Annotated in this window: 19 protein-coding genes; 12 read left to right on the forward strand and 7 right to left on the reverse strand. The window is 41.2% G+C overall.

The features are described 5' to 3' along the window. Positions 1–150 precede the first annotated feature (150 nt). The 4 genes from VXK47_RS05590 (at position 151) to VXK47_RS05605 (ending at position 3,127) form a co-directional block, all read left to right on the forward strand. On the forward strand, positions 151–405 hold the full coding sequence (locus tag VXK47_RS05590; protein ID WP_435547789.1) for a hypothetical protein: 255 nt from the start codon (positions 151–153) through the stop codon (positions 403–405). A gap of 247 nt (positions 406–652) precedes the next feature. Further along, positions 653–1,084: a hypothetical protein gene (locus VXK47_RS05595; RefSeq protein ID WP_435547790.1), complete on the forward strand. Its 432-nt coding sequence runs from the start codon at positions 653–655 to the stop codon at positions 1,082–1,084. A gap of 124 nt (positions 1,085–1,208) precedes the next feature. Further along, on the forward strand, positions 1,209–1,478 hold the full coding sequence (locus VXK47_RS05600) for a hypothetical protein (RefSeq protein ID WP_435547791.1): 270 nt from the start codon (positions 1,209–1,211) through the stop codon (positions 1,476–1,478). Positions 1,479–1,801: 323 nt separating this feature from the next. Continuing rightward, on the forward strand, positions 1,802–3,127 hold the full coding sequence (locus VXK47_RS05605) for a sigma-54-dependent transcriptional regulator (protein ID WP_435547792.1): 1,326 nt from the start codon (positions 1,802–1,804) through the stop codon (positions 3,125–3,127). A 16-nt stretch (positions 3,128–3,143) separates the two neighbouring features. Here the strand turns inward: VXK47_RS05605 and VXK47_RS05610 are convergent, their stop codons facing one another. The 4 genes from VXK47_RS05610 to argJ are packed head-to-tail and all read right to left on the reverse strand — an operon-like array spanning position 3,144 to position 7,716. Next, entirely contained in the window at positions 3,144–4,646 is a 1,503-nt protein-coding gene (locus VXK47_RS05610; protein WP_435547793.1) for a sensor histidine kinase, read from the reverse strand. An 18-nt stretch (positions 4,647–4,664) separates the two neighbouring features. Next, positions 4,665–5,831: a class I SAM-dependent rRNA methyltransferase gene (locus tag VXK47_RS05615; protein WP_435547794.1), complete on the reverse strand. Its 1,167-nt coding sequence runs from the start codon at positions 5,829–5,831 to the stop codon at positions 4,665–4,667. After that, positions 5,828–6,523 (reverse strand): pseudouridine synthase, encoded by a 696-nt coding sequence (locus VXK47_RS05620; RefSeq protein ID WP_435547795.1) that lies wholly within the window; start codon positions 6,521–6,523, stop codon positions 5,828–5,830. The genes VXK47_RS05615 and VXK47_RS05620 overlap by 4 nt, the downstream gene beginning before the upstream one ends. Before the next feature lie 8 nt (positions 6,524–6,531). Continuing rightward, positions 6,532–7,716 carry a bifunctional glutamate N-acetyltransferase/amino-acid acetyltransferase ArgJ gene (gene argJ / locus VXK47_RS05625; RefSeq protein WP_435547796.1) on the reverse strand — a complete coding sequence of 395 codons (1,185 nt, stop codon included), beginning with the start codon at positions 7,714–7,716 and terminating at the stop codon, positions 6,532–6,534. Positions 7,717–8,154: 438 nt separating this feature from the next. Here argJ and hemL point away from each other — a divergent pair, with 438 nt between their 5' ends. From hemL to mpl, 7 genes are all read left to right on the forward strand, one after another. Then, positions 8,155–9,450 (forward strand): glutamate-1-semialdehyde 2,1-aminomutase, encoded by a 1,296-nt coding sequence (gene hemL / locus VXK47_RS05630; RefSeq protein WP_435547797.1) that lies wholly within the window; start codon positions 8,155–8,157, stop codon positions 9,448–9,450. Positions 9,451–9,532: 82 nt separating this feature from the next. Next, entirely contained in the window at positions 9,533–10,456 is a 924-nt protein-coding gene (htpX, locus tag VXK47_RS05635; RefSeq protein ID WP_435547798.1) for a zinc metalloprotease HtpX, read from the forward strand. A gap of 810 nt (positions 10,457–11,266) precedes the next feature. Continuing rightward, complete coding sequence (locus VXK47_RS05640) at positions 11,267–12,619, forward strand: KamA family radical SAM protein (RefSeq protein ID WP_435547799.1); 1,353 nt, start codon at positions 11,267–11,269, stop codon at positions 12,617–12,619. Continuing rightward, complete coding sequence (locus tag VXK47_RS05645) at positions 12,619–13,626, forward strand: D-alanine--D-alanine ligase family protein (protein ID WP_435547800.1); 1,008 nt, start codon at positions 12,619–12,621, stop codon at positions 13,624–13,626. Before VXK47_RS05640 ends, VXK47_RS05645 begins: the two co-directional genes overlap by 1 nt. After that, positions 13,623–14,603 (forward strand): D-alanine--D-alanine ligase family protein, encoded by a 981-nt coding sequence (locus VXK47_RS05650; RefSeq protein WP_435547801.1) that lies wholly within the window; start codon positions 13,623–13,625, stop codon positions 14,601–14,603. Before VXK47_RS05645 ends, VXK47_RS05650 begins: the two co-directional genes overlap by 4 nt. Positions 14,604–14,629: 26 nt before the next feature. Further along, positions 14,630–15,139, forward strand: coding sequence for a GNAT family N-acetyltransferase (locus VXK47_RS05655; RefSeq protein WP_435547802.1), 510 nt, complete (start codon positions 14,630–14,632; stop codon positions 15,137–15,139). Between the two features lies 1 nt (position 15,140). Then, the gene (gene mpl / locus VXK47_RS05660; RefSeq protein WP_435547803.1) at positions 15,141–16,586 is read left to right on the forward strand and encodes a UDP-N-acetylmuramate--L-alanine ligase; all 1,446 of its coding nucleotides are present in this window, start codon (positions 15,141–15,143) and stop codon (positions 16,584–16,586) included. Positions 16,587–16,609: 23 nt separating this feature from the next. On the opposite strand, the gene gptM is transcribed toward mpl, so the two are convergent. From gptM to VXK47_RS05675, 3 genes are all read right to left on the reverse strand, one after another. Further along, the gene (gene gptM, locus VXK47_RS05665) at positions 16,610–17,920 is read right to left on the reverse strand and encodes a geopeptide radical SAM maturase (protein ID WP_435547804.1); all 1,311 of its coding nucleotides are present in this window, start codon (positions 17,918–17,920) and stop codon (positions 16,610–16,612) included. Positions 17,921–17,982: 62 nt separating this feature from the next. Then, on the reverse strand, positions 17,983–18,108 hold the full coding sequence (locus tag VXK47_RS05670; protein WP_435547805.1) for a hypothetical protein: 126 nt from the start codon (positions 18,106–18,108) through the stop codon (positions 17,983–17,985). 420 nt (positions 18,109–18,528) lie between these two features. Continuing rightward, positions 18,529–20,487 carry a TonB-dependent receptor plug domain-containing protein gene (locus VXK47_RS05675; protein ID WP_435547806.1) on the reverse strand — a complete coding sequence of 653 codons (1,959 nt, stop codon included), beginning with the start codon at positions 20,485–20,487 and terminating at the stop codon, positions 18,529–18,531. A 160-nt stretch (positions 20,488–20,647) separates the two neighbouring features. On the opposite strand from VXK47_RS05675, the gene VXK47_RS05680 reads away from it, so the two are divergent. Then, positions 20,648–21,613 (forward strand): ABC transporter substrate-binding protein, encoded by a 966-nt coding sequence (locus VXK47_RS05680; RefSeq protein WP_435547807.1) that lies wholly within the window; start codon positions 20,648–20,650, stop codon positions 21,611–21,613. Positions 21,614–21,625 lie beyond the last annotated feature (12 nt).

Raw genomic sequence — 21,625 nt, forward strand, 5'->3', positions numbered from 1 at the left:
TGCGCTGAGAAAAGATGGTTACGTCTCCACTGCCCTGAACGATTGGCTGAAGTAATTAAAGGAGTCAAATTTGTGAATGGAATTGAAAAAAAATGGATCGCCGCCTAATTATTCCATACACAACTCTTGACTATAACTCAAGGAAAAGATGTGATCAAGCCCTATACACCTCATTTTGTTTATCACGGCTCAGGCGAGGCCTTAAATTTTCCTTCAGGCTGCATTGTCTGCCCTTCCGACTGCAACGGCGGTATAATTACCGACAATGTGATGCCCTTGAAAACCACTGTAAACTATTACAAGGTCAACTGGGATCGTATGCCGCCAGTAGGGTCTAAAGTAGAGGTGGTTATCAAGTCAATATATGGACCACATCGTTTATCATCTGCAAAAGACGGTAAATGAACGCAGCGCAGTAAATTGTTGTAAGCTATAAAACAAAACGGGCATTGATTCATGGATCTATGGTGAAAAATTCCCCACTACCTGAGTAGTAAATCCCCCTTTATTATTCTGTTTCCGGTTATCCGGTTTTAATCCGATCTGAATTTTATCCTATTTTATCAAACTGTTAATAAATATACATTATATTATCATTTTGGCATATCAATTGCTCTATGTAAAATACAAATATTGGAAAGGAGGTAATTTGATGATTAAACGTTTGCTGATGTTATTTGTGGCGATATCTTTTGTTTTATGCGCTTCGATATTTGCTGTTGAAGCTAACAAAACTGTTTCTGCCACTAAAGCTGAATTGATTGCACCTCCTCCCACAGCTAAACCGGCAGTTCTGCCTGCTAATGCAATAGAAAAAGAGACCAGGATGAGTGCCACGGGAAAAGTTACTGAAATCTCCGATACTATGCTTAAGATCGATCGCCATGTCAAAGGAAATTCTGAGACTATGGAATTTATATTAGAAAAAGCATGCCCAAATATTACTGCCGGGGATAAAGTAAAAATCAGCTATATAACTAAAGATGAAAAGAATATAGTTGTTAAAATAACTAAAATCACCAAGACAGCAAAGCATCATGCTAAAAAGAAAACTGCTGCAATGGAAGAGGTGAAAGCAGGCTAAGGGTAAGGAACCTGTAGGAATTATTTTGATATATAGACTGTTCTTGTTTCCAAAGACAGTAAATATAAAATGGCTGATAGTGTGTAACCAAGAATAAATTATTTTAATTAAAAGGAGATTTAAAATGAAACGTTTATTGGTATCGATTATGGCGGCATCTTTTATTTTCTGCGGATCAGTTTTAGCAAACGAAGCAACCAAAGCTGCACCGGCAACCGCAGCACCGGCAGTTGCAGCTGAACCGGCAGCACCGGCTGAACCAGCCGTAGCTCCAGCTAAAGCAGAAGCACCTAAAAAAGTTCATAAGAAAAAACATCATGCCAAAAAGAAAGCTGCTGCAAAAGAAGAAGTAAAGCCCGCAGAAGCAGCAGCACCGGCACCAGCTGCTGAATAATAAAAACAGCTTTTGTTTTAAAAAAAAGTTATAATTTCATAACATATTTCGGGGTGTAAAGAATCTCTTTGCACCCCGTTTTTTTTGTAAAAGATGTTTTAAAATCCCTTCTCCTCTAAAAACTATTCAATATATTGTTGGCATTATGAAAAATATCAAATTAATACTTTGTCTTTTTCCGAGTTCTGTGTTGCCAAGCTTTGAAACTTTTGCTAACGATGTATTTAAATATCTATAAAATTACTCATAAATATGTTCTGCTTGAAAGGCTATTTCTAAAGCAAATCAGGGCTTAACTTTGAAGGAGTTTAATCGGGGATTCTATGCGTAACCGGATTCTTGTGATTGATGATGATTTAGTGGCCTGTGAGGTTTTGCAGGAAACCCTTATAAGGGCCCAATATGATGTTGATATATGCACTTCTGCCAAGGAGGCCCTTGGAAAAGACTTATCCTCGTATAATCTTTTAATCAGCGATATACGGATGCCGGAGGCAGATGGTCTTAATTTGCTGCATCAGGTTCAGAAGCAATGGCCTGAATTACCTGTAATAATGGTAACCGCATACGGCTCTCTTGAAACTACAATGGAATCTTTACGCTTGGGCGCATCGGATTATATCAGCAAACCATTTTCTCCGGAAGCCATACGTTTAAAAGTTAAAAAACTTCTCGATGTAAAGGATCTGCAACAAAAGCGTTTGATAGGTAACCCTGAAAACTCAGAGGAGCCGCAATTTGTTGGTTCTTCTGCCGCCATGGTGGAATTTTATAAGCAACTTGCTCGTGTAGCTGATGCTTGGGACAGTGTTCTGATAGAAGGAGAGAGCGGAACGGGAAAAGAGCTGGCGGCCCGGGCACTGCATCATCTGAGCACACGCCGTGGAAAACCTTTTGTAGCACTTAATTGCGGCGCTATACCTGAAAATCTCCTTGAATCCGAACTTTTCGGCTATGAGAAAGGCGCTTTTACAGGAGCGGATAAATCCCATGAGGGCTTGCTTGCTTCTGCCCAGGAAGGAACCTTTTTTTTAGATGAAATAACGGAAATGTCCACTGCACTACAGGCAAAGCTTTTACGTTTCATGCAAAGCAGAGAAGTGCGGCGACTCGGTGGTCACGATGTAAAACATGTTGTTGTTCGTGTCGTAGCTGCCGCAAACAGGGATGTTGATGATCAAATAAAAAATGGCCGTTTCCGGTCCGACCTGCTATATCGTTTTGTGGTTCGCCTGCACACGCCGTCACTAAGACAGCACAAGGAAGATTTGCCGCAACTTGTGGAATATTTCCTGAAAAAGTGGGGTTATACTTCTATCCATATTTCCGATGAAGCTATGGAATGTATGATGGCATATGAGTGGCCGGGTAATGTCCGCGAACTGGAGAATGTACTTCGCCAAACATTGTTAATGTCACCTTTTTCTATAATTTTTCCGGAAAATCTGCCGGAAAGATTCAGAGCCGGAGGTAACAGGGAACAATCTCAGTTTAAACCTCTGGAAGAAGCCGAAAAGAAACAGATTCTCCGGATGCTAAAGACAACATCCTGGAATCAAACACGAACATCTCAGTTGCTGGGCATTGACAGAAAGACACTCCGGGTCAAAATCCAGCGATATGGATTACACAAAGACAAATTATTATAAGCAACAACCTCTCAGATCACACACTCCCAACAACAGGAAAATAAAGAATAATTTCTGTTCCAGTACCCGGACTGCTTTTTATCTCAAGACGACCTCCATGTACTTTGGTGGCAATACCGTTTACTATGGCCAATCCCAGACCGCGCATCCTTTCATCATTATGAGTACTGAAAAAGGGTTCACGGACTTTTTCTATCAATTCTGCCGGAATGCCGGAACCGGTATCTTTTACTGATATTGTGATAAAGCTGCCGTCCGGCAATACAGATACGGAAATACTTATTTCACCATTTTTCGATATTGCTTCCACTGCATTTTCTATAAGGTTAAGAATAGCTATCTGGAAACGATAACGGTCAACATAAAGATAAGGTATGTTATCATTTACATTGACGCTGAAGCGGATATCCGGTTTCAGTATAAGCGGTTCAATCAGAGGCAGCGTCTCATTTAAAAGCTCATTAATGGATAACGTTTCAAAATGCGGTTCCGGCAGGCGAGTGGCACGACGCACATTCTGAATCACAGCATCCAGTCTCTGTGTCTGCAAAACGATAAGTTCCAGTTTACGACCCGCATCAGGCGGCCATTCACCTCTTTCCAAAAGAAGTCTTGCCATTCCTGCTATCGAATGAAGCGGTGTACCAAGCTCATGAGCCAGATTAGCCGTTAAATATCCAAGTGCCGTAAGTTGCTGCAGCTGGTTAACTTCCTTTTGTAACTGAACAACATTATGGGTGGCATCCTGTATTTTCTTTTCCAGTGAAAGATTAAGTTCCTGATACTGAGCAAGTACCTTTTCAATTTTATCGGCCATCGAATTGAAATGGTTTGCCAGTAGTTTCCATTCATCGGTTCGCTTAAGATTAATACGCCTGTTATACTGCCCGGCCTGGAATTCATCAATTGCACCGACAATTCTTCTCAAAGGACGTCGGATAATCCAGCCATAGCTCAGATACAGTATAAGCAGAATGAAAAATAAAAGCCCGGCACTGCTGTAAACAAGGAGGTGCTTTGCACGGTTCAATATTTCCGTGCTGGATTGAGAGTAGGCAATCACACCGACAACAACCCGGTTTTTTTTATTTTTTCCAGGCATTATATCGGAAGCTAACAGACCTATTGCCGGGCCGCCCTCTATATCTAATTTATTATGGCGGGGTTTTAATTCTTCAGCAACCGATTCCACCAGAGTTTCCGGCCAATTATACTGAACCCGGTTTGCTCCTGCGACATAATCGCTATCATCATTTATAACAGAATAAATATCTATTCTGGCCAGCTGGACATCACTTTGAATTTGTTCTTTTAATGTTTTATCAAGAACTGATAAACCCTGGCGGGTATGAAAGTTCTGGTAATACGTAATAATCGTTTCTGCAACATTACTAAGCTTTTTTATCTGCTGCTCGGTTATTATTTTGTCCAGAGCCCTCACCTGTACCCATCCCCAGACAGACATGGTGATAGCCAGCCCTAATATGGTAACTATCATAAGACGAGTACGAACAGACATTTGGCATCCTTTCTCTTTTCATAAAACACGAAGAAATATACATTTTAAATAATAGGTTTCAGGCATTGAAAGAAGAAAGGGGTGATCCTGCCCCTGGGCCCGCTTTTGAATAACCTGAACTCTACGTCCTGCATCTGACGCCGCCAGGGTTAAAATATTCAAAAATTCAAATTCATCAATATGTTGTGAACAGCTTGCGGTTATCAGTATCCCTCCGGGATTAAGCATACGCAAGGCTCTGAAATTGATTTCTTTATAACCTCTTGCAGCAGCTTGAACATGTGCTCTGCTTTTTGCAAAAGCAGGAGGATCAAGTACAATTGTATCAAATTTCTTTTTTTGGCTGTCATAAACTTTAAGCCGGTCAAACACATTATCAACCTCAAAGCTTATATTTTCCATGCCATTTAAAAGTGCGTTTTTCTTTGAAAGCTCAATCGCATCTTTTGAAATATCAAAGGCTTCTACCTGGCAGCAGTTTTTTGCCATATTTAAAGCAAAGCCGCCTGAATAACAGAAGCAATCAAGACCGCTTCCAAAAGAGTATTTTCCGGCCCACAGCCTGTTTTCTCTCTGGTCAAGAAAAGCACCGGTTTTTTGGCCTGATAATGGATGAAAATAAAATTTCAATCCGTTTTCAGCACAGATTATTTCTCCCGGATCAAGACCCTTTAAAATTAAATTCTGCCGCGGTAATCCTTCAAGTTCACGCACTTTGCCGTCATTGCGTTCTATAATTGAAACCGGATTAACAAGTTCTGCCAGAATTTCGGCAATAAGAAATTTTATCTTATCCGATCCCTGACAAAGAGTCTGAAGGGATAGAGCATCTTTATACCGATCTACTATTACTGAGGGAATGCCGTCTCCTTCACTGTTTATCAGCCTGCAAACTTGTGTGTCCGACACAACTTTTTGCCGAAGATCCAAAGCAATTTTAATCCGGTTCTGCCAGAAAGATTTGTCGATTTCATTGTTTTGAGATGTAATTAACCTTAGAGCTATCCGGGATCTGTCGCTATAAAAGGCCTTGCCATAAAACTTTTCTTTATTATCATACAGCGAAACAACAGAACCTTTCCCGGCCTGGCAATCTGTGATATCGCTCTTATAAACCCAAAGATGACCGGCTTTAACCCGCTCTGTCGCTCTTTTTGATATTGTAACTCTTTGATCACTTGTCATTTTATATTCTTAAGCAATGCTTTCTTCTCTTTATCCGTCAGATATCTCCAGGCGCCCTCTTTAAGGTTTCCCAGTTTCACATCTGAAATTCTAATTCTCTTTAATTCCAGAACCCTGTTTCCAACTTTGTCGACCATACGCCGTATCTGTCTGTTCCGACCTTCCTTAAGGGTAATATGAAATTTCTCCGGTGAAATTCTGCTTATTTCGGCAGGTCTTGTTTTACTTCCCATCAAAAAAAAGCCTTCTTTCATTTTATCAAGAGCCTCGTCAGCAATCGGCCATTTAAGGCTGACCTCGTACTCTTTTTCGTGATCAAAGGATGGATGCGAAAGGACATTGTGCAACCTGCCGTCATTGGTTAAAAGAAGAAGTCCGGTTGAATCCTTATCCAAACGCCCGACAGGATAAATTCGCTGGGGAATATTGACAAGATCAAGAACAATTCTATCCCTTTGCCTACTGCACGTTGTAATATATCCTTTTGGCTTATTGAGAGCTATATATATTAAATCATCTTTTGCTTCTATCTTATTTCCGTCGACTTCAACTACATCCTTTGCAGGATCTACCTTTGTACCAAGCTCAGATATTACAACGCCGTTAACCTTAACAAGTCCGGACAGGATAAACTTTTCTCCTTTTCTTCTCGAACAGAATCCTGCCGCCGATAAATATTTTTGAAGTCTCATGCCAATAATCAGGACCTGTAATCAGCATTTATTTTAACATAATCAATTGAAAAATCGCAGGTTAAAACCGAAGCTTTTGCGTTTCCCAATTTTAAATCAAGCATTATCGTAAATTCAGGTTTTTTCAAAATCTTTGATGCTTCGGCTTCAGCATCATCTCCACAACCTGAGCCGTTTTTTACCATAAGCACATTATCGAAATAAATATCCACGGAGTCGGGATCAAGTTTGGCTCCGGATCTGCCGGCAGCAGCAAGAATCCTTCCCCAGTTTGCATCTTCTCCAAACAGAGCCGTTTTAACAAGGTTTGAATTTGCTACGGTATTTGCTATTTTTCCGGCATCACACTCACTGGCAGCATTGTTAACTGTAATATCTACCAGTTTTGTTGCTCCCTCACCATCTTTTACAACCATTTTGGCAAGCTTGATCATAAGCTCGTCAAGCAGTTTTTGAAAATATTCTTTTCCTGAATTACTGTCTATATATACACCCGACATGCCGTTTGCCATAATAAGAACCGTATCGTTTGTACTCGTATCCCCGTCAATTGTTATCCTGTTAAAAGATCTGTTGGTAGAAGATATCAAGGCTTCCTTAAGAAAATCCGACTCTGATTTTACATCAGTAATGATAAAGCAAAGCATTGTGGCCATATCCGGGCGTATCATTCCGGCGCCTTTGGCAACACCGGTAATATTAAAATCACACCCGCCGATTTCACCTTTTAGCGACACTATTTTTGGAACCGTGTCAGTAGTCATTATCGCCTGGGCAAAATCGTTTATGCCATCACAGGATAGAGATTTTACAAGGTCTGGAACAGCGCTTTTAATTTTGTCCGGATCAAGCGGTTTTCCGATGACTCCTGTTGAAGCTACAAGCACAAGTTCTTCAGAAATATTAAGACCGGATGCAGCAAATCCTGCTTCAAGCAAGGCATCCTGCATTCCCTGATCGCCTGTACAGCAATTGGCGCTTCCGCTGTTTGCTATAAATGCCTGGCAAAGGCCGGTTTTAATTCTTTTCCTGTCAAGAATTACCGGGGCTGCCTGCACTTTATTTCTTGTAAAAACACCGGCAACATTGGCAGGAACTTCGGAATAAATAAGACCAAGATCTTTTTTCCCGTTTTTTTTAAGACCGGATATAACTCCGGAAGCCATAAATCCTTTACACTGTATATTTTTCATATGCTTAACGTCCTGTTGCATTTGTATTTTATTTAAATTAACAGCTGTTATATTTATTTTGTATTTGTCAGAACAGTGCTTTGTTGTCAATCTGCGTATATTAATAATTGATATCTTTTTACTAAAGAGCCAATTGCAAAACGCCTCATTTTGGCCGATCTCTGCGTTAGGCTCAAATTTTAATCCTCGAAATACACCATGTATTCCTGTGGTTAAAATTTTCGCCCGCCTTGAGCTTAACCAAACTGAAACATTTTGAAACTGGCTCTAAAATATCACGTTTTAATATTTTGACTATAGGTATAACATAACTTATATTATTATAAATCATATTTTTAATGTGTGCCCTATAAGATATTCCCATAAATAATTATCGTTTTGATTGCTTAATATAAAATTTAACAATTTTTAACATACCGGAAAGGATACAAATATAACTTGAAACGTGAAAATTCAAACAGACTTTTTGAAAAAGCAAAAAAATTAATCCCCGGCGGTGTTAACAGTCCGGTACGTGCGTGCAAATCTGTTGACTCTTCTCCGGTTTTTATAAATCGTGCCGATGGTTGCAGGATTTTTGATGAGGATGGAAACGAATATATAGATTATATCGGTTCATGGGGGCCTATGATTTTTGGCCACAGACATCCTGCTGTTATTGATGCGATTCATTCGGCTCTGAAAAACGGAACCAGTTTCGGAGCGCCTACCGGTCTTGAAATTAAACTTGCAGAAATGATTATAGAAGCTGTGCCTTCTATCGAAATGGTACGTATGGTAAATTCAGGAACGGAAGCCGCTATGAGCGCAATCCGTCTTGCAAGGGGTTTTACCGGAAGAGACATGATTATAAAATTCGACGGCTGTTACCACGGACATTCCGATGCTCTGCTTGTTGAAGCCGGATCGGGTGTTGCCACTCTTGGGATTCCGGGAAGTCCCGGAGTACCGGAATCTTTTGTTTCGGGAACATTGTCACTTCCTTTCAATAATATTAAAAGCGTTGAAGAAGCAATGGAAAAACACGGCTCAGAGATTGCCTGCATAATAGTAGAACCTGTTGCCGGAAATATGGGACTTGTGCTGCCTGGTGACGGATTTTTACAGGCTTTGCGAAGCCTTACCGAAAAATATAACGCTCTTCTTATATTTGATGAAGTAATGACCGGCTTTCGTGTTGCTTACGGCGGGGCACAATCTGTGTATGGGATCGTGCCTGATTTAACATGTCTGGGAAAAATTATCGGAGGAGGACTTCCCGTAGGCGCATATGGCGGAAAACGTGAAATTATGGAACACATTGCTCCCCAGGGCCCGGTTTATCAGGCAGGCACATTATCGGGAAATCCCCTTGCTATGGCTGCCGGAATCGCAACCTTAACCGAGCTTAAAAAACCGGGCTTTTATGATTCTTTAAACAGCATGTCGGAAAAACTTGGCAAAGGTCTTTTTGATGCTGCAAAAAAGGCAGGCATAAATGTGTCAGTTGCAATATCCGGTTCTATGCTTGGCATGTTTTTTACAAAAGAAAAAGTTATTGATTTTGAGAGCGCAAAAAAGAGCGATTTAAAGATGTTTGCGTCTTATTACAGGAATATGCTTCAAAACGGAATTTATCTTGCCCCTTCACAGTTTGAAGCCCTGTTTGTTTCCTCTGCTCACAGTGCAGAAGATATAGATCAGACAGTTTATGCGGCAGGTAAGGTAATGTCGGAATTGAACGGGAAACAATAAAAGCCGGGCCAGGAGAAACTGCATAGCTTTCCATTATGCTTAACTTTTTGAAGTACTATAAATACTTAAAGGATTGTCGGTTATGGGAAATAACATAAAAACTGTGGTGTTGCTTGCCGTATTAACAGCATTTATTGTCTGGGTTGGTCAGATAATGGGTGGCACCACTGGGATGGTTATCGCACTTATCCTTGCAGCAGCAATGAATTTTTTCAGCTACTGGTTTTCCGATAAGCTTGTATTAAAGATGTATAAAGCAAAAGAGGTTTCTCCAAACGAAGTCCCGCTTGTATATGAAATAGTGAAAAAGCTTACGGTTCGTGCCGGGCTGCCGATGCCGAAGGTTTATTTGATACCTGAAGAGTCGCCGAATGCTTTTGCCACAGGAAGAGATCCTGAACACGCAGTTGTTGCTGTAACTGTGGGCCTTGTCCATCTGATGAACAAAGAAGAACTTGAAGGTGTTATTGCGCATGAACTTGCTCACATAAAAAACCGCGATATTCTTATAGGCTCGATTGCTGCAACACTTGCAGGTGCTATAATGCTGCTTGCCAATATGGCGCGGTTTGCAGCTTTTTTCGGCGGCCGATCTGGTGATGACAATAATAACGGAGGCGGAGGTATTATCGGGCTGATACTCATGTCGGTTATAGCTCCTGTTGCAGCCATGATTATACAGATGGCCATATCGCGCTCCAGGGAATTTTTAGCAGATTCCACAGGTGCAGGTTTTGCCGGTAATTCAAAGGGACTTTCGGAAGCTCTTGCAAAACTCGGGTCATATTCAAAAAATCTTCCCATGGCTGCAAATCCCTCAACCGCTCATATGTTTATTGTAAATCCGCTGTCCGGTAAAAGCCTTATATATCTTTTTTCAACTCACCCTCCGCTTGAAGAAAGGATTCAACGCCTTGGCGGAATCAGCACCGAAAATTTAAACGATGGCTCAAAACCTGACAGGGGAGAAGAAGCAGCTAAAACATTCTGGAAAAATCTTTCTTAGGAGCCAGTTTCAAAACGTCCCATTCAGGCCGGTCTCTGCGCTGGATTCAAATTTTGCACGCAGTGAAGCATAGCGCTATCCTCGAAATACTAAATGTATTCCTGTGGTTAAAATTTTAGCCCGCCTTGACCTTGACCAAACTGAAATGTTTTGGAAGTGGCTCTTAGGCTAAAAAAAATAATTAACTCATGGCTTATTCTGATAATTTCTTTATAATAAAAAAATGGCTTTAAAAATATATTATAGTATGCTCAATTATTATCTTGACAGTAAATTTATGATGCTTTAGAGATTCAAAAAATATAGTTGTGATTATTAATAGTTCCAGTGAGTTTGTTAAGCTTAAACAAAAGAGAGTTTATATAAATTTTTGATGCTTTTTTTAAAAAATAAACCAAATCTGATTGTCCGGAGTTTATGAAATGCAGCGATGCACATGTTTAATAACAAGGAGTAATGAATCAGGGAAGCGCATTAAAATCCCTTGTATTACTCCTTTATCATCATACGACAGGCAATCTGAAACCAATGATTCGGATGAACCTCCATCGTTATTGTTTCCCGGCTCAGATATCTCTACAAGGTTAAAACGGCTTTCAAAAACTCATTGTTCCTCTGTTGAAAAAACAAAGTACCTGCCTAAATATTTTCCTTCGATAAATTGTTTGTCTGACAAAAAAAATGTTTTAATTTATTTACCACCCATTTAAATAAAGAACTTTTATAGTTTAACCATTTGTTATTAAATATAAATTAAAATATAAATATTTACCGATAATAAAAACAAATTAAAAAAAGGAGCAAAAAAAAATGCAAAAAAACGCGCGTTCTATAAGACGTGGCGGAATTCCCAGAAAAGCCATGAAAATTCCTGACTATTCGGCAATTCAATCTGAAAACAACACAACGGAGCACAATGAGCTGGATGAACCTCCGTCGCTGTCTCTTACTTTAGAAGATTCTTTAAATACAGCTTGCTCCGGAGAACTGCTTCCCGTTCGTCCGGTTAAACGCCCTCCCTCACGCATTTTAAGAAAACAATTCATCTTTCGTGCAACCCCTGCCGAATGGAACGACTGGCAGTGGCAACTTAAAAATCGTATCCAAAATTATGAAACTCTTTCAACAATTTTAACACTTTCTGCAGAAGAGACAGATGCCATTAAAACAAACGGTGATAATTTGCCTCTTTCTATCACTCCTTATTATGCAAGCCTTCTCGACAAGACTAATCCCATGCATCCGCTTCGTCGTGCTGTGGTTCCTGTAAGAGCGGAACTTTGCAGGTCTTTCGGAGAAGCCGAAGATCCTCTTGGAGAAGATGCCGACAGTCCTGTTCCGGGTATTGTGCATCGTTATCCCGACCGCGTCTTGTTTTTGGTCACCGATTTTTGCTCCACCTACTGCCGCTACTGCACAAGATCGAGAATGGTAGGCCGGTCGTCGGCATGCCATGGCGGTACATCAAACTGGGAAAAAGCACTTAATTACATTGAAGCAAACACAGGCATAAGAGATGTTCTGCTTTCAGGAGGAGACCCTCTTACACTTAACGACGACGCTCTGGAATGGCTTCTTTTGCGCCTTTGCCGTATTCAGCATCTGGAAATTGTACGTATCGGGACAAAAGTGCCCGTAGTGCTGCCTCAGCGCATTACTTCCCGATTAGCCAGAATGCTTAAGCGCTATCACCCTTTATGGATAAATATTCATTTTATGCATCCCGAGGAGGTTACGCCTGAAACCAGTACTGCCTGCACCAGACTTGCCGATGCCGGAATACCGCTTGGAAGCCAGACCGTTCTTCTTAAAGGGATAAATGATGATGTGGATACAATGAAAGAACTTTACCACAGGCTTCTTAAAATCAGGGTGCGCCCCTACTATCTGTATCAGTGCGATCCTATTATCGGTTCCGGACACTTCAGGACGTCTGTTAAAAAAGGACTTGAAATCATAAAAGGTCTCAGAGGACACACCTCCGGTCTGGCCGTACCTAATTTTGTTATTGACGCTCCCGGCGGTGGTGGTAAAATCCCACTTCTGCCCGAATATGTTTTAGGACGTTACGGAGACGAAATCCTTCTGAAAAATTATGAAGATCTTATATTCCGGTATCCTGACTCATCACTAAAAAGACGTTTTGAGGAACAAGTGCATTAATGGTTGTCGGAATTACATACGATCTGCGCAATGAATATATTGCCATGGGTTTCAGTGAGGAAGATGCTGCCGAGTTTGACAGTGAAGAAACCATAGATGCCATCGAAAAAGCCCTATCCGATCTTGGTTATAAAACCGAAAGGATAGGGCATATTAAAAACCTTGTTAAATATCTTAGCCAAGGCAAGCGATGGGATATTGTTTTTAATATAGCCGAAGGCTGTTTTGGAGCAGGAAGAGAAGCACAGATTCCGGCTATTCTGGACGCCTATAAAATAGCTTACACCTTTTCTGATCCTTTGGTATTAAGCCTTACTCTTAACAAGGCTGTTACAAAACTTATTGTACAAAATCTGGGAATAGCAACTCCTGCTTTTGCCCTTGTGGAAAAGCTATCGGATATCGACTCCATTTCTCTTCCGTTTCCGCTGTTTGTCAAACCTGTTGCGGAAGGAACAGGCAAAGGAATAAGCGCTGCTTCAAAAACAACAAACAAAGATGATCTATATAATGTATGTTTTGATCTTCTTGACAGATTTAAACAACCGGCATTGGTTGAAACACACCTTCCCGGACGCGAATTTACCGTCGGAATCATCGGCACAGGGGAAAAAGCCAGAGTTGCCGGAGTTATAGAAGTTCTTCTTAATGAACATGCTGAAGGAGATTCCTATTCCTATATCAACAAGAAAAAATATGAAGAGCTTGTTTCTTATCGTCTGGCAGATGATAAAATGGCCCGTGATACGGCAAAAGTCGCTCTTGATGCCTGGGTAGGGCTCAAATGCCTTGATGCCGGAAGAATAGATATAAGATCTGATGTAAACGGGTACCCCAATTTCATAGAGGTTAACCCTCTTGCGGGACTGCATCCCATACATTCCGATCTTCCCATCCTGTGCAGGTTGTCCGGTATCAGTTATAAAGAACTTATTGATGAAATAATGAAATCGGCGTTAAGCAGGTATCCCGCTTTAATGCAGGCAAATCAGGATAATATCTTATGAAAAAAACAGTCGGCATTTTACATGCCGACATTTCGGATAAAGCAGATGAAGATGAAAAGGATGCGCTCATTCAGCTGGAAGCTGTTTCGAAAGCGCTGAGACCGCTTGGCTTTAATCCGGTTCCCGTCAAATTTGATTTGAATCTGGAAGCTGTCGGCATCCGCCTTCAAAAGCTTAACCCCGCCTTTGTATTCAATCTTGTAGAATCCGTAAATGGCTGCGGAAGCCTGATACACCTTGCTCCTTCATTTCTTGATTATCTTAGAATTGCATATACAGGATCAAAAACACAAGCCATGTTTTTGACTTCAAACAAGCTTTTAGGCAAAGACTATCTTGCAGCAAATGGTATAAATACTTCCAAAGCCTATTGCCTTTCATCTTTAAAAAGTAAAACCCCTGTTAACGGTCGTTATATAATAAAATCCGTCTGGGAACATGCATCAATAGGAATGAGCCAGGATTCGGTTGTTTATGTAAAAAGTGCTCCCGAACTGATTGCAAAACTTGAAAGATTCAGAAGCAGTATGATCGGGGATTTTTTTTGCGAAGAATATATAGACGGGCGTGAATTTAATATTGCATTACTTTCCGGCCCGGAAGGAGTTGAAGTACTTCCACCGGCAGAAATTCTTTTTACTGACTATCCTCCCGACAAACTTAAAATAGTTGACTACAGCGCAAAATGGAAGACTGATTCATTTGAATATCTTAATACAAACAGAACTTTTAATTTCACATCTGATGACCGCGATTTAATTGAATCTCTTAAAATTATTTCCAGGAAGTGCTGGGACTTGTTTGGCCTTAGGGGATATGCCAGGGTTGATTTCAGAATCGACGAATCCGGCAGACTATGGGTTCTTGAAATAAACGCAAATCCATGCATCTCACCTGACAGCGGATTTGTAGCCGCATCTAAAATGATCGGACTTGGTTTTCCTGAGATTATCAAAAGAATAATTGAAGATATTTAATTTTTTTGTTACATGGAGACTATGATTTGACCGGCACCCCTTTTCCCGATGTTTATAATTTAACTTTTCGTGAAATCCCCTTGGAAGATGACCCTGAAAAAGTAGGCGCAATAGTCAGGAAAACAGGGTTTTTCTCGGAAAGTGAGATTGAAATTGCTATAGAGCTTGTAAAGGAAAGGTTATCAAAAGACATTCAAAGCGGGTATTATTTTTTATTTGCGGAAAGCGATAAAAAGCTTATAGGTTATACCTGCTTTGGTCCCATTCCAGTCACCCGGTCAAGCTATGACCTTTACTGGATCGTTATCGATAACAGTTTTCAGGGGCATGGAATAGGTAAGCTTCTTAACACAATGACTGAAGATATCATCAGAAAAATGGGCGGTTCAGGCATTTATGCCGAAACATCCTCAAGACCGCAATATGAACCAACCCGTGCTTTTTATCGTAATGCAGGATATAATGAGGCTGCATATCTGGAGGATTTTTACGCCCCTTCCGATGGAAAGATAATTTTTGTTAAAAGGATTATTTGAATTGCTTGATTTAAACAAAAACAGAATCCCCGGACATATAAAAAAAATACATTTAATAGCTGTCTGCGGTACCGGAATGGGAGCGCTTGCCTGCATGCTTAAGGACATGGGCTATGAAGTAACCGGATCTGACGAGAAGATTTATCCTCCGATGAGCGATTTTCTTGCAGCAAAAGGTATTGCTCTTATGCAGGGTTTCAGCGCCGATAATCTTTCTTACCGTCCTGATCTTGTTGTTGTGGGAAATGCGGTAAGAAGAGATAATCCCGAAGCAGTAAAGATGGCCGAACTGGGTTCTTGTTTTTGTTCCATGCCCCAGGCTCTGAACCGGTTTGCAGGAGATGGTAAAAGCTCTCTTATTGTTACCGGAACTCATGGAAAAACAACAACAACTTCTATTCTGGCCTGGATACTTTACAAAGCCGGTCTTGATCCATCCTTTATGATAGGAGGCATTACAAAAAATTTTAACAGCAATTACAGGATCGGGAAAGGAAAGTATTTTGTTGTAGAAGGTGATGAATATGATACTGCCTTTTTCGATAAAGGGCCGAAGTTTCTTCACTTTGATCCGTTAATAGCAATTCTTACAAGCATTGAATTCGACCATGCAGATATATTCAGAGATCTTGAGCATGTGAAAGAAACATTTTCCAGGATGATAGAAAAAATATCTCCGGGCAGCAGCCTTATAGTGTTTGACAGGGATACAAATATCAAATCTCTTATCAGAAACAGCAGTTGCAAAATAGAAAAATATGGAAAAAACAGCGACTCCGACTGGAAGCTTGGCTCTTTTCGGGTTGAACCGCCCTGGACATTTTTTGAAGTGATGAAAAAGGGAAAGGCTTTTGGTTCATTTAAAACAAAACTTATAGGTGAGCATAATTTACTGAATGCCCTTTCGGTTATTGCTGCTGCAGATAATCTCAAGGTTCCGGTTGATACAATACATGATGCGCTTGAAACATTTGAGGGAGTGAAAAGAAGGCAGGAAATACGCGGCGAGAGAAAAGGCATTACCGTAATGGATGATTTTGCTCATCATCCCACCGCTGTGAAAGAAACAATAAAAGCTGTAAGACCCTTTTACCCCGATGGTCGGGTAATAGCTGTTTTTGAGCCAAGAACAAATTCAAGCATGCGAAAGGTTTTTCAGGATGTATATCCCCTGTCATTTGACAAGGCTGATATCGTTTGTATAAGCAAGCCCCCTCTTCTCGGGAAAATACCTTTTGATGAAAGGTTTTCTTCTGAAAAGCTGGTACAGGATCTTAAGATAATGGGAAAAGACGCTTATTTTTTCAGTAACACACAAGCCATAATTGATTTTATTGTCAAGGCAGGCAAATCAGGCGATCTTGTTCTTATAATGTCTAACGGAGGTTTTGAGAATATCCACGAAAGGCTTCTTGCAGCTTTAGGAGCTGGCTGCGGTATGGTATAGTAATAAGCCGTTGTTTGATTGTCTTATCGGTTATCTTTTTTTAGTTTATATTTGATGTCCTGCTTGACTAATGTCTCTAAGGAGGCATCGAGGTAGGTTTTTTGACAATCTACCGTATTTATATTCCCATCCCGCAAAAATTTCATATACCTGCATCCTCCGAAACAAAGAGGCAGATACTCACACCCGGCGCAGTCTTCATTTTTCCAGATACCAAGATTATATAATGAGGCATAATCTCTTACGCCCGTCAGAAGATCTCCTGCCTCATACCCTTCCTTGCCGATAAAACCGGGGCATTTATAAATAGTACCATTGAAATTAACCACATAGGAGTCGCCAGTCTCTATCATACAGGTTATAGGCGTCAGCTTTTGCGTATTGTATCCTTTTTTCAAAATTTCTTCCCGCAAGTGCGCGGCAATACCCGATAGCCAAGGCTCATTGATGGATGTGCAGCCGCCCATAGAGTCGGGAGGAGCGAGTTCGCCTTCAGGCTGTTTTGTCACGGGGTCGAACTTCACCGTGGCAATCTTATCCGGAGTGAGTCCTTCAGTTGTCAGATAATTGAGGAGCAATGGGAATTTTTCGTAGTTGTCCTTTGTATAATTGCCCCCTATGCCTATTTTTACAATGCCGCAGGTTTCCTTTATATTTTTGATGAGAGTATCAAAACTGCCGGCTCCCGATTTAAAAGGACGAGATTTATTGTGTGATTCTGCAGGACCATCTAAACATATCTTCACCCCTTGGAGCCCGAGCTCAACCAGATCCTCTGCTGCCCTTTTTGTAAAAAGAGAGCCGTTGGTAACCAGGGTAAAGCCATAAGAGGCTCCTCTGCTTTCGGCGAATGTTTTAAGAGCGCGGGAAATATATTTAATAAGCCCTATGCTCAAGAGAGGTTCTCCTCCGTAAAAATCTATTAGAAGAGATTTTTTATTGTGGGGAAAATTATTTTTGATGAAATCTACGAGCTGATCCGCAGTTTCATCAGACATGTAGAGTTTTCCTTTCATACCACCTTCGTAGCAGTATGTGCAGGCAAAGTTGCAGTCCAGATTGAGAACAACTATGATATTTAACCCGGTTTTTTTTGCATTAAGCTCATCAAAAAAGCCTAGTACCGCCCGCTTTTCCTCTTCCCTGTCATGAACTATCATGCCCATCTTTGATAACAGGGCCTCTTCGGAAGAAGAAAGGCCGTTCTTTTTTTCTATTGCCTTATAGGTTTTCTTTGTAAGCAGTATCTTTGACATCTTAAGTGTAGAAAAGAGAAGCAGATGATCGGGATTTTCTTCGTAAGGATATGCCTTAAGATAATGGGAAAGCTGCATAGTGTGTTTACCTATAAAATAAGAAAAGGGGAGCTGGCACTCCCCTTCCGGTTTCGGTTTACTTATCTAAAAGGAGTGAGCGGGCCACAGCAACACATCCCATAGGCGCCTGCCATATCAATCAAATCAATGCCTTCATCGAGTACTGTTATTTCTTCTTTACTTTCTTTTCTTTTTTCTTCTACCATACTGTACCCCCTTTTTTGGCTGCTGTTTAAATTACTTGTTAGTCTTTGTCTGTCTTTAAGCCTTACTAACACAGCAAGCAAGAAGCATACCGCATATTCCGCAAAGAAGCAGTTATGGTTTACAAATTTAATATTTTATTATGCAATATATTGGTTTAATGATAAATATAAAATATTCAATTATTAGTTTTATTGGGTATGCTGTAACACTGATCAATCAAAATAATTGCAATACATCACATAACGTCAGAAATATGCCATTTTCCGTCAACCTTTTGACAAATTTTGCATAAATCGACTACCCCTGTTCAAACTGTTGAAAAAAATACATGCCTTGGTTTGCCAAAATCCGGGCAGCAAAGACGGAGGCTGCATTGGTAATGATGTCTAATAGTGAAAAATATGATATATACAACAATATTAAAATGAGAACCGTATTCCGGCCTCAACCCATCTTTTTGGGTTTTGAATATCGCCTAAGACATATTGGGAACCGTTAAATATATTGTGGGCCGTAAGAAATAAATCCGTGGCGATTAATTCATTTGAATAAATTTTCTTATTGAGATTTAAATCCCAGATGAAATCATCGTAGCTTGCCCTTGATGCCGAACCGAGGTCCCACCATGCATAGTGGCCGAAGAGCTGGGCACGGAAAGATTTTTTATCGTTGTAGTTTAAACCGATATTCCAGGTGTAAATTCCGGCAGCTCCATACTCGGTGGCAGGATTGATATCCACATAGGCAAACCCTGATCTAAGAGACAGATTGTACACGGGAACAGTTTCGGCTTCAAGCTCAATCCCCTGACGCCTGCTTGCCCCGCTATTGATATAAAGATCATTAAAGGCGGGCGCTCCTCCTGCGGATGCCTCTCTTTTCAGGACATCCTTTATCTCATGGCGAAACACAGTAGCCTTTGCCCAGAGATACCTTAAAGCGGTTGATTCCACACCTGTCTGGTACGACCAGACCTTTTCGGGCTTAAGGGACGAATTTGGATCAAGAAACAATCCTCCCCCTGAGGTCGCAGAGAGGGGAGGTATGGTAAAGCCTCTTGCCACGGAAGCCCTTACAATTGAATCCTCACCAAGCCGGTACGCGATCCCAAGAGAAGGGCTGGCAAAGGAGCCGGTAATGCTGTTATGGTCATAACGGATGCCGGGAGTAATCGACCATCTGTCGATTACTATGGTGTCATTGGCATATATCGCCCATTGGTCAATGCCGGGATATGTAGCCGATGTTGCCGGAACGCCCCACGATTGGAGATATGTCCCGGAGACAAGCGTCTGATCGAGCTTTCCGTGTTCCGCATCCATGCCGAAGACGGCGGTATGCACTCCATGCGCCCATACGAGTTTAGCGCTTCCTCCCGTAGTTTCCTCATCGTAAAGGCTATCTGAATAAAATTCACCGGGCGTGCCAAGGACTCCCAGCCCCAGAGCGTTATTCATAATATTGATTCTTTGTTTGAAGTGATGGAAGGATATATTTAAATCAAGTTCTCTGGTAAGAGAAGCATCAAGGGAGGCAGTTGTAAAAAAAGTGCGGCTGCTGCTTGTTGATCTGATATCTCCGGTGGGGAAATCACCGAGGCCGGTTTGGGGATCGCTGTAGCCCATACTAAGGCCGGCAGTTACATTCTCTGAAAGGGGGATACGAAACTTTGAGTAAAAGTTGTTGGTTTCAAAGTCTCTTGAAGACATCTGCCCCTCGGAATACTGTCTGCCGGCATATAGATAATACCCCACAGTCCCTTCTTCCCCCAAGAGCTCGGCCCTGTAATCCTGCGTATTTTTTTCACCATAAGAGGCGCTCACAGATCCAGCAGGTTTCCCGGCAGTTCCTGCCGGCTTTGTGATGATATTTACCACACCGCCCAAGGATGAGCCCCAGGCCGATGAAGCGGGCCCCTTAATGACCTCTATGCGCTCGATGATACCTACCGGGATAGAATTAGTTTCAGGGGCCCCGCTTGACAGTAAATTCCAGGCCACCCCATCCATCTGAACAAGAACATGTCTTGATGTAGAACCCTGAGTTTGGATCAGGGAAGCAGAGCCGAAACTTCCCGTACCCTGGCCAAAAACGACAAAAAGGCCGGGTATTCTGTTAAGGACCTCCGCCACCGTATGGGCATTCATCTCCTCTATTTCCTTTGCAGTGACAACCGTGATATTTTCTGCAACCTGAGAGATCGGTTTCGGATGCCTGGTTGCCGAAACAACCAGATCCTTTTCTTTATAGAATAAACGAAGTACATCCATCTCTTCTTCAGCCTGAGCAGCGAAAGCCCCATAAAAATAAGACGTTATCAGGACAAAAAAAAGCAGGAGAATGCCTTTTTTATAAAAATGATTATTTGAGCAATTCATTTCTGTTCTGTTTTTATAAAAATAGTTTTCAGAGTATAAAAATTGTGATAATAAAAAATAAATAGCAACATTATATATTTTAATCAAGTAATTAATTACTTTCTTCACAAAAAAATAAGGATGAATTTGTTCAAATTCCAGGCTGCTATATGAGAATGTTGTGATAAAAAACCTTTCTATACCCGTAATTTTGTTTTTTTTAATTTTCTGTCCTTATTCAGCCTTGGCCTGGCAGGAAGTTGTAGCTGTCCAAAGCAGCAGTGTTCAGCCATACGAAGATGCAATCGATGGTTTTAAAAGTGCTTGTGATGCCCGGATCAATAGGCTTATTATCTCAGAATTGCAAGGCGCGGATGTTGTAAATGAGATTAATAAGATCCGTCCTGACATGGTTCTTGCGATAGGGATGGATGCCCTCTTAAGGGTAAAAAGGATTAAAGACATCCCCGTTATCTATCTTATGGCCTTGAATCCCCGGGCTATTCTCTCCGGAGAAAAGAATATCAGCGGTATCAGCATGAATATACCACAGGATAAGCAGTTGCTTACGCTCCTGGATGTAATGCCTAAGACAAAAGCTGTCGGCATTTTATATGACAAGGAGAGAACAGGCCATCTTGTAAAAAAAGCACAGGAAGCCGCCGGTAAAATTGGCGTTAAACTGGTTGCCAAGGAAGTTCACAACTCCAAGAGTGTTCCTCAATTGATGCAGGATATGAAAGGGAAGATCGATGCTTTCTGGATGTTGCCCGATGTTACGGTGGTTACTTCCGAGACAGTTGAGTTTATGCTTCTTTTCTCCCTTGAAAACAAAATCCCCATCCTTGCTTTTTCAGAGAAATATGTGGAGTTGGGTGCATTAATGTCGATAGGCGTCGATGCTTTTGACATGGGTTCTCAGGCAGGAGAGATGGCTAAAAAGATACTCTCGGATAGGAGTGCAATGAATATAGAGCAAGTTGACGCCAGAAAGGCAGTTATATCGATCAACCTGAAGGTCAATGCCGTTGAATTAAGCTGGTTGCCGATAAGCCGGGTTAAACTTTTTATTTCGCTTTTTGAAAATTCGTTTATTACTTCTACCAGGCCGGATTGCATCGACACATTTGAGAATGAGCGCCTGTAGATCCTCAATAAT

Origin of the sequence: Desulfobacterium sp. N47 (assembly GCF_051233685.1) — a bacterium.
Classification (GTDB): domain Bacteria; phylum Desulfobacterota; class Desulfobacteria; order Desulfobacterales; family RPRI01; genus RPRI01.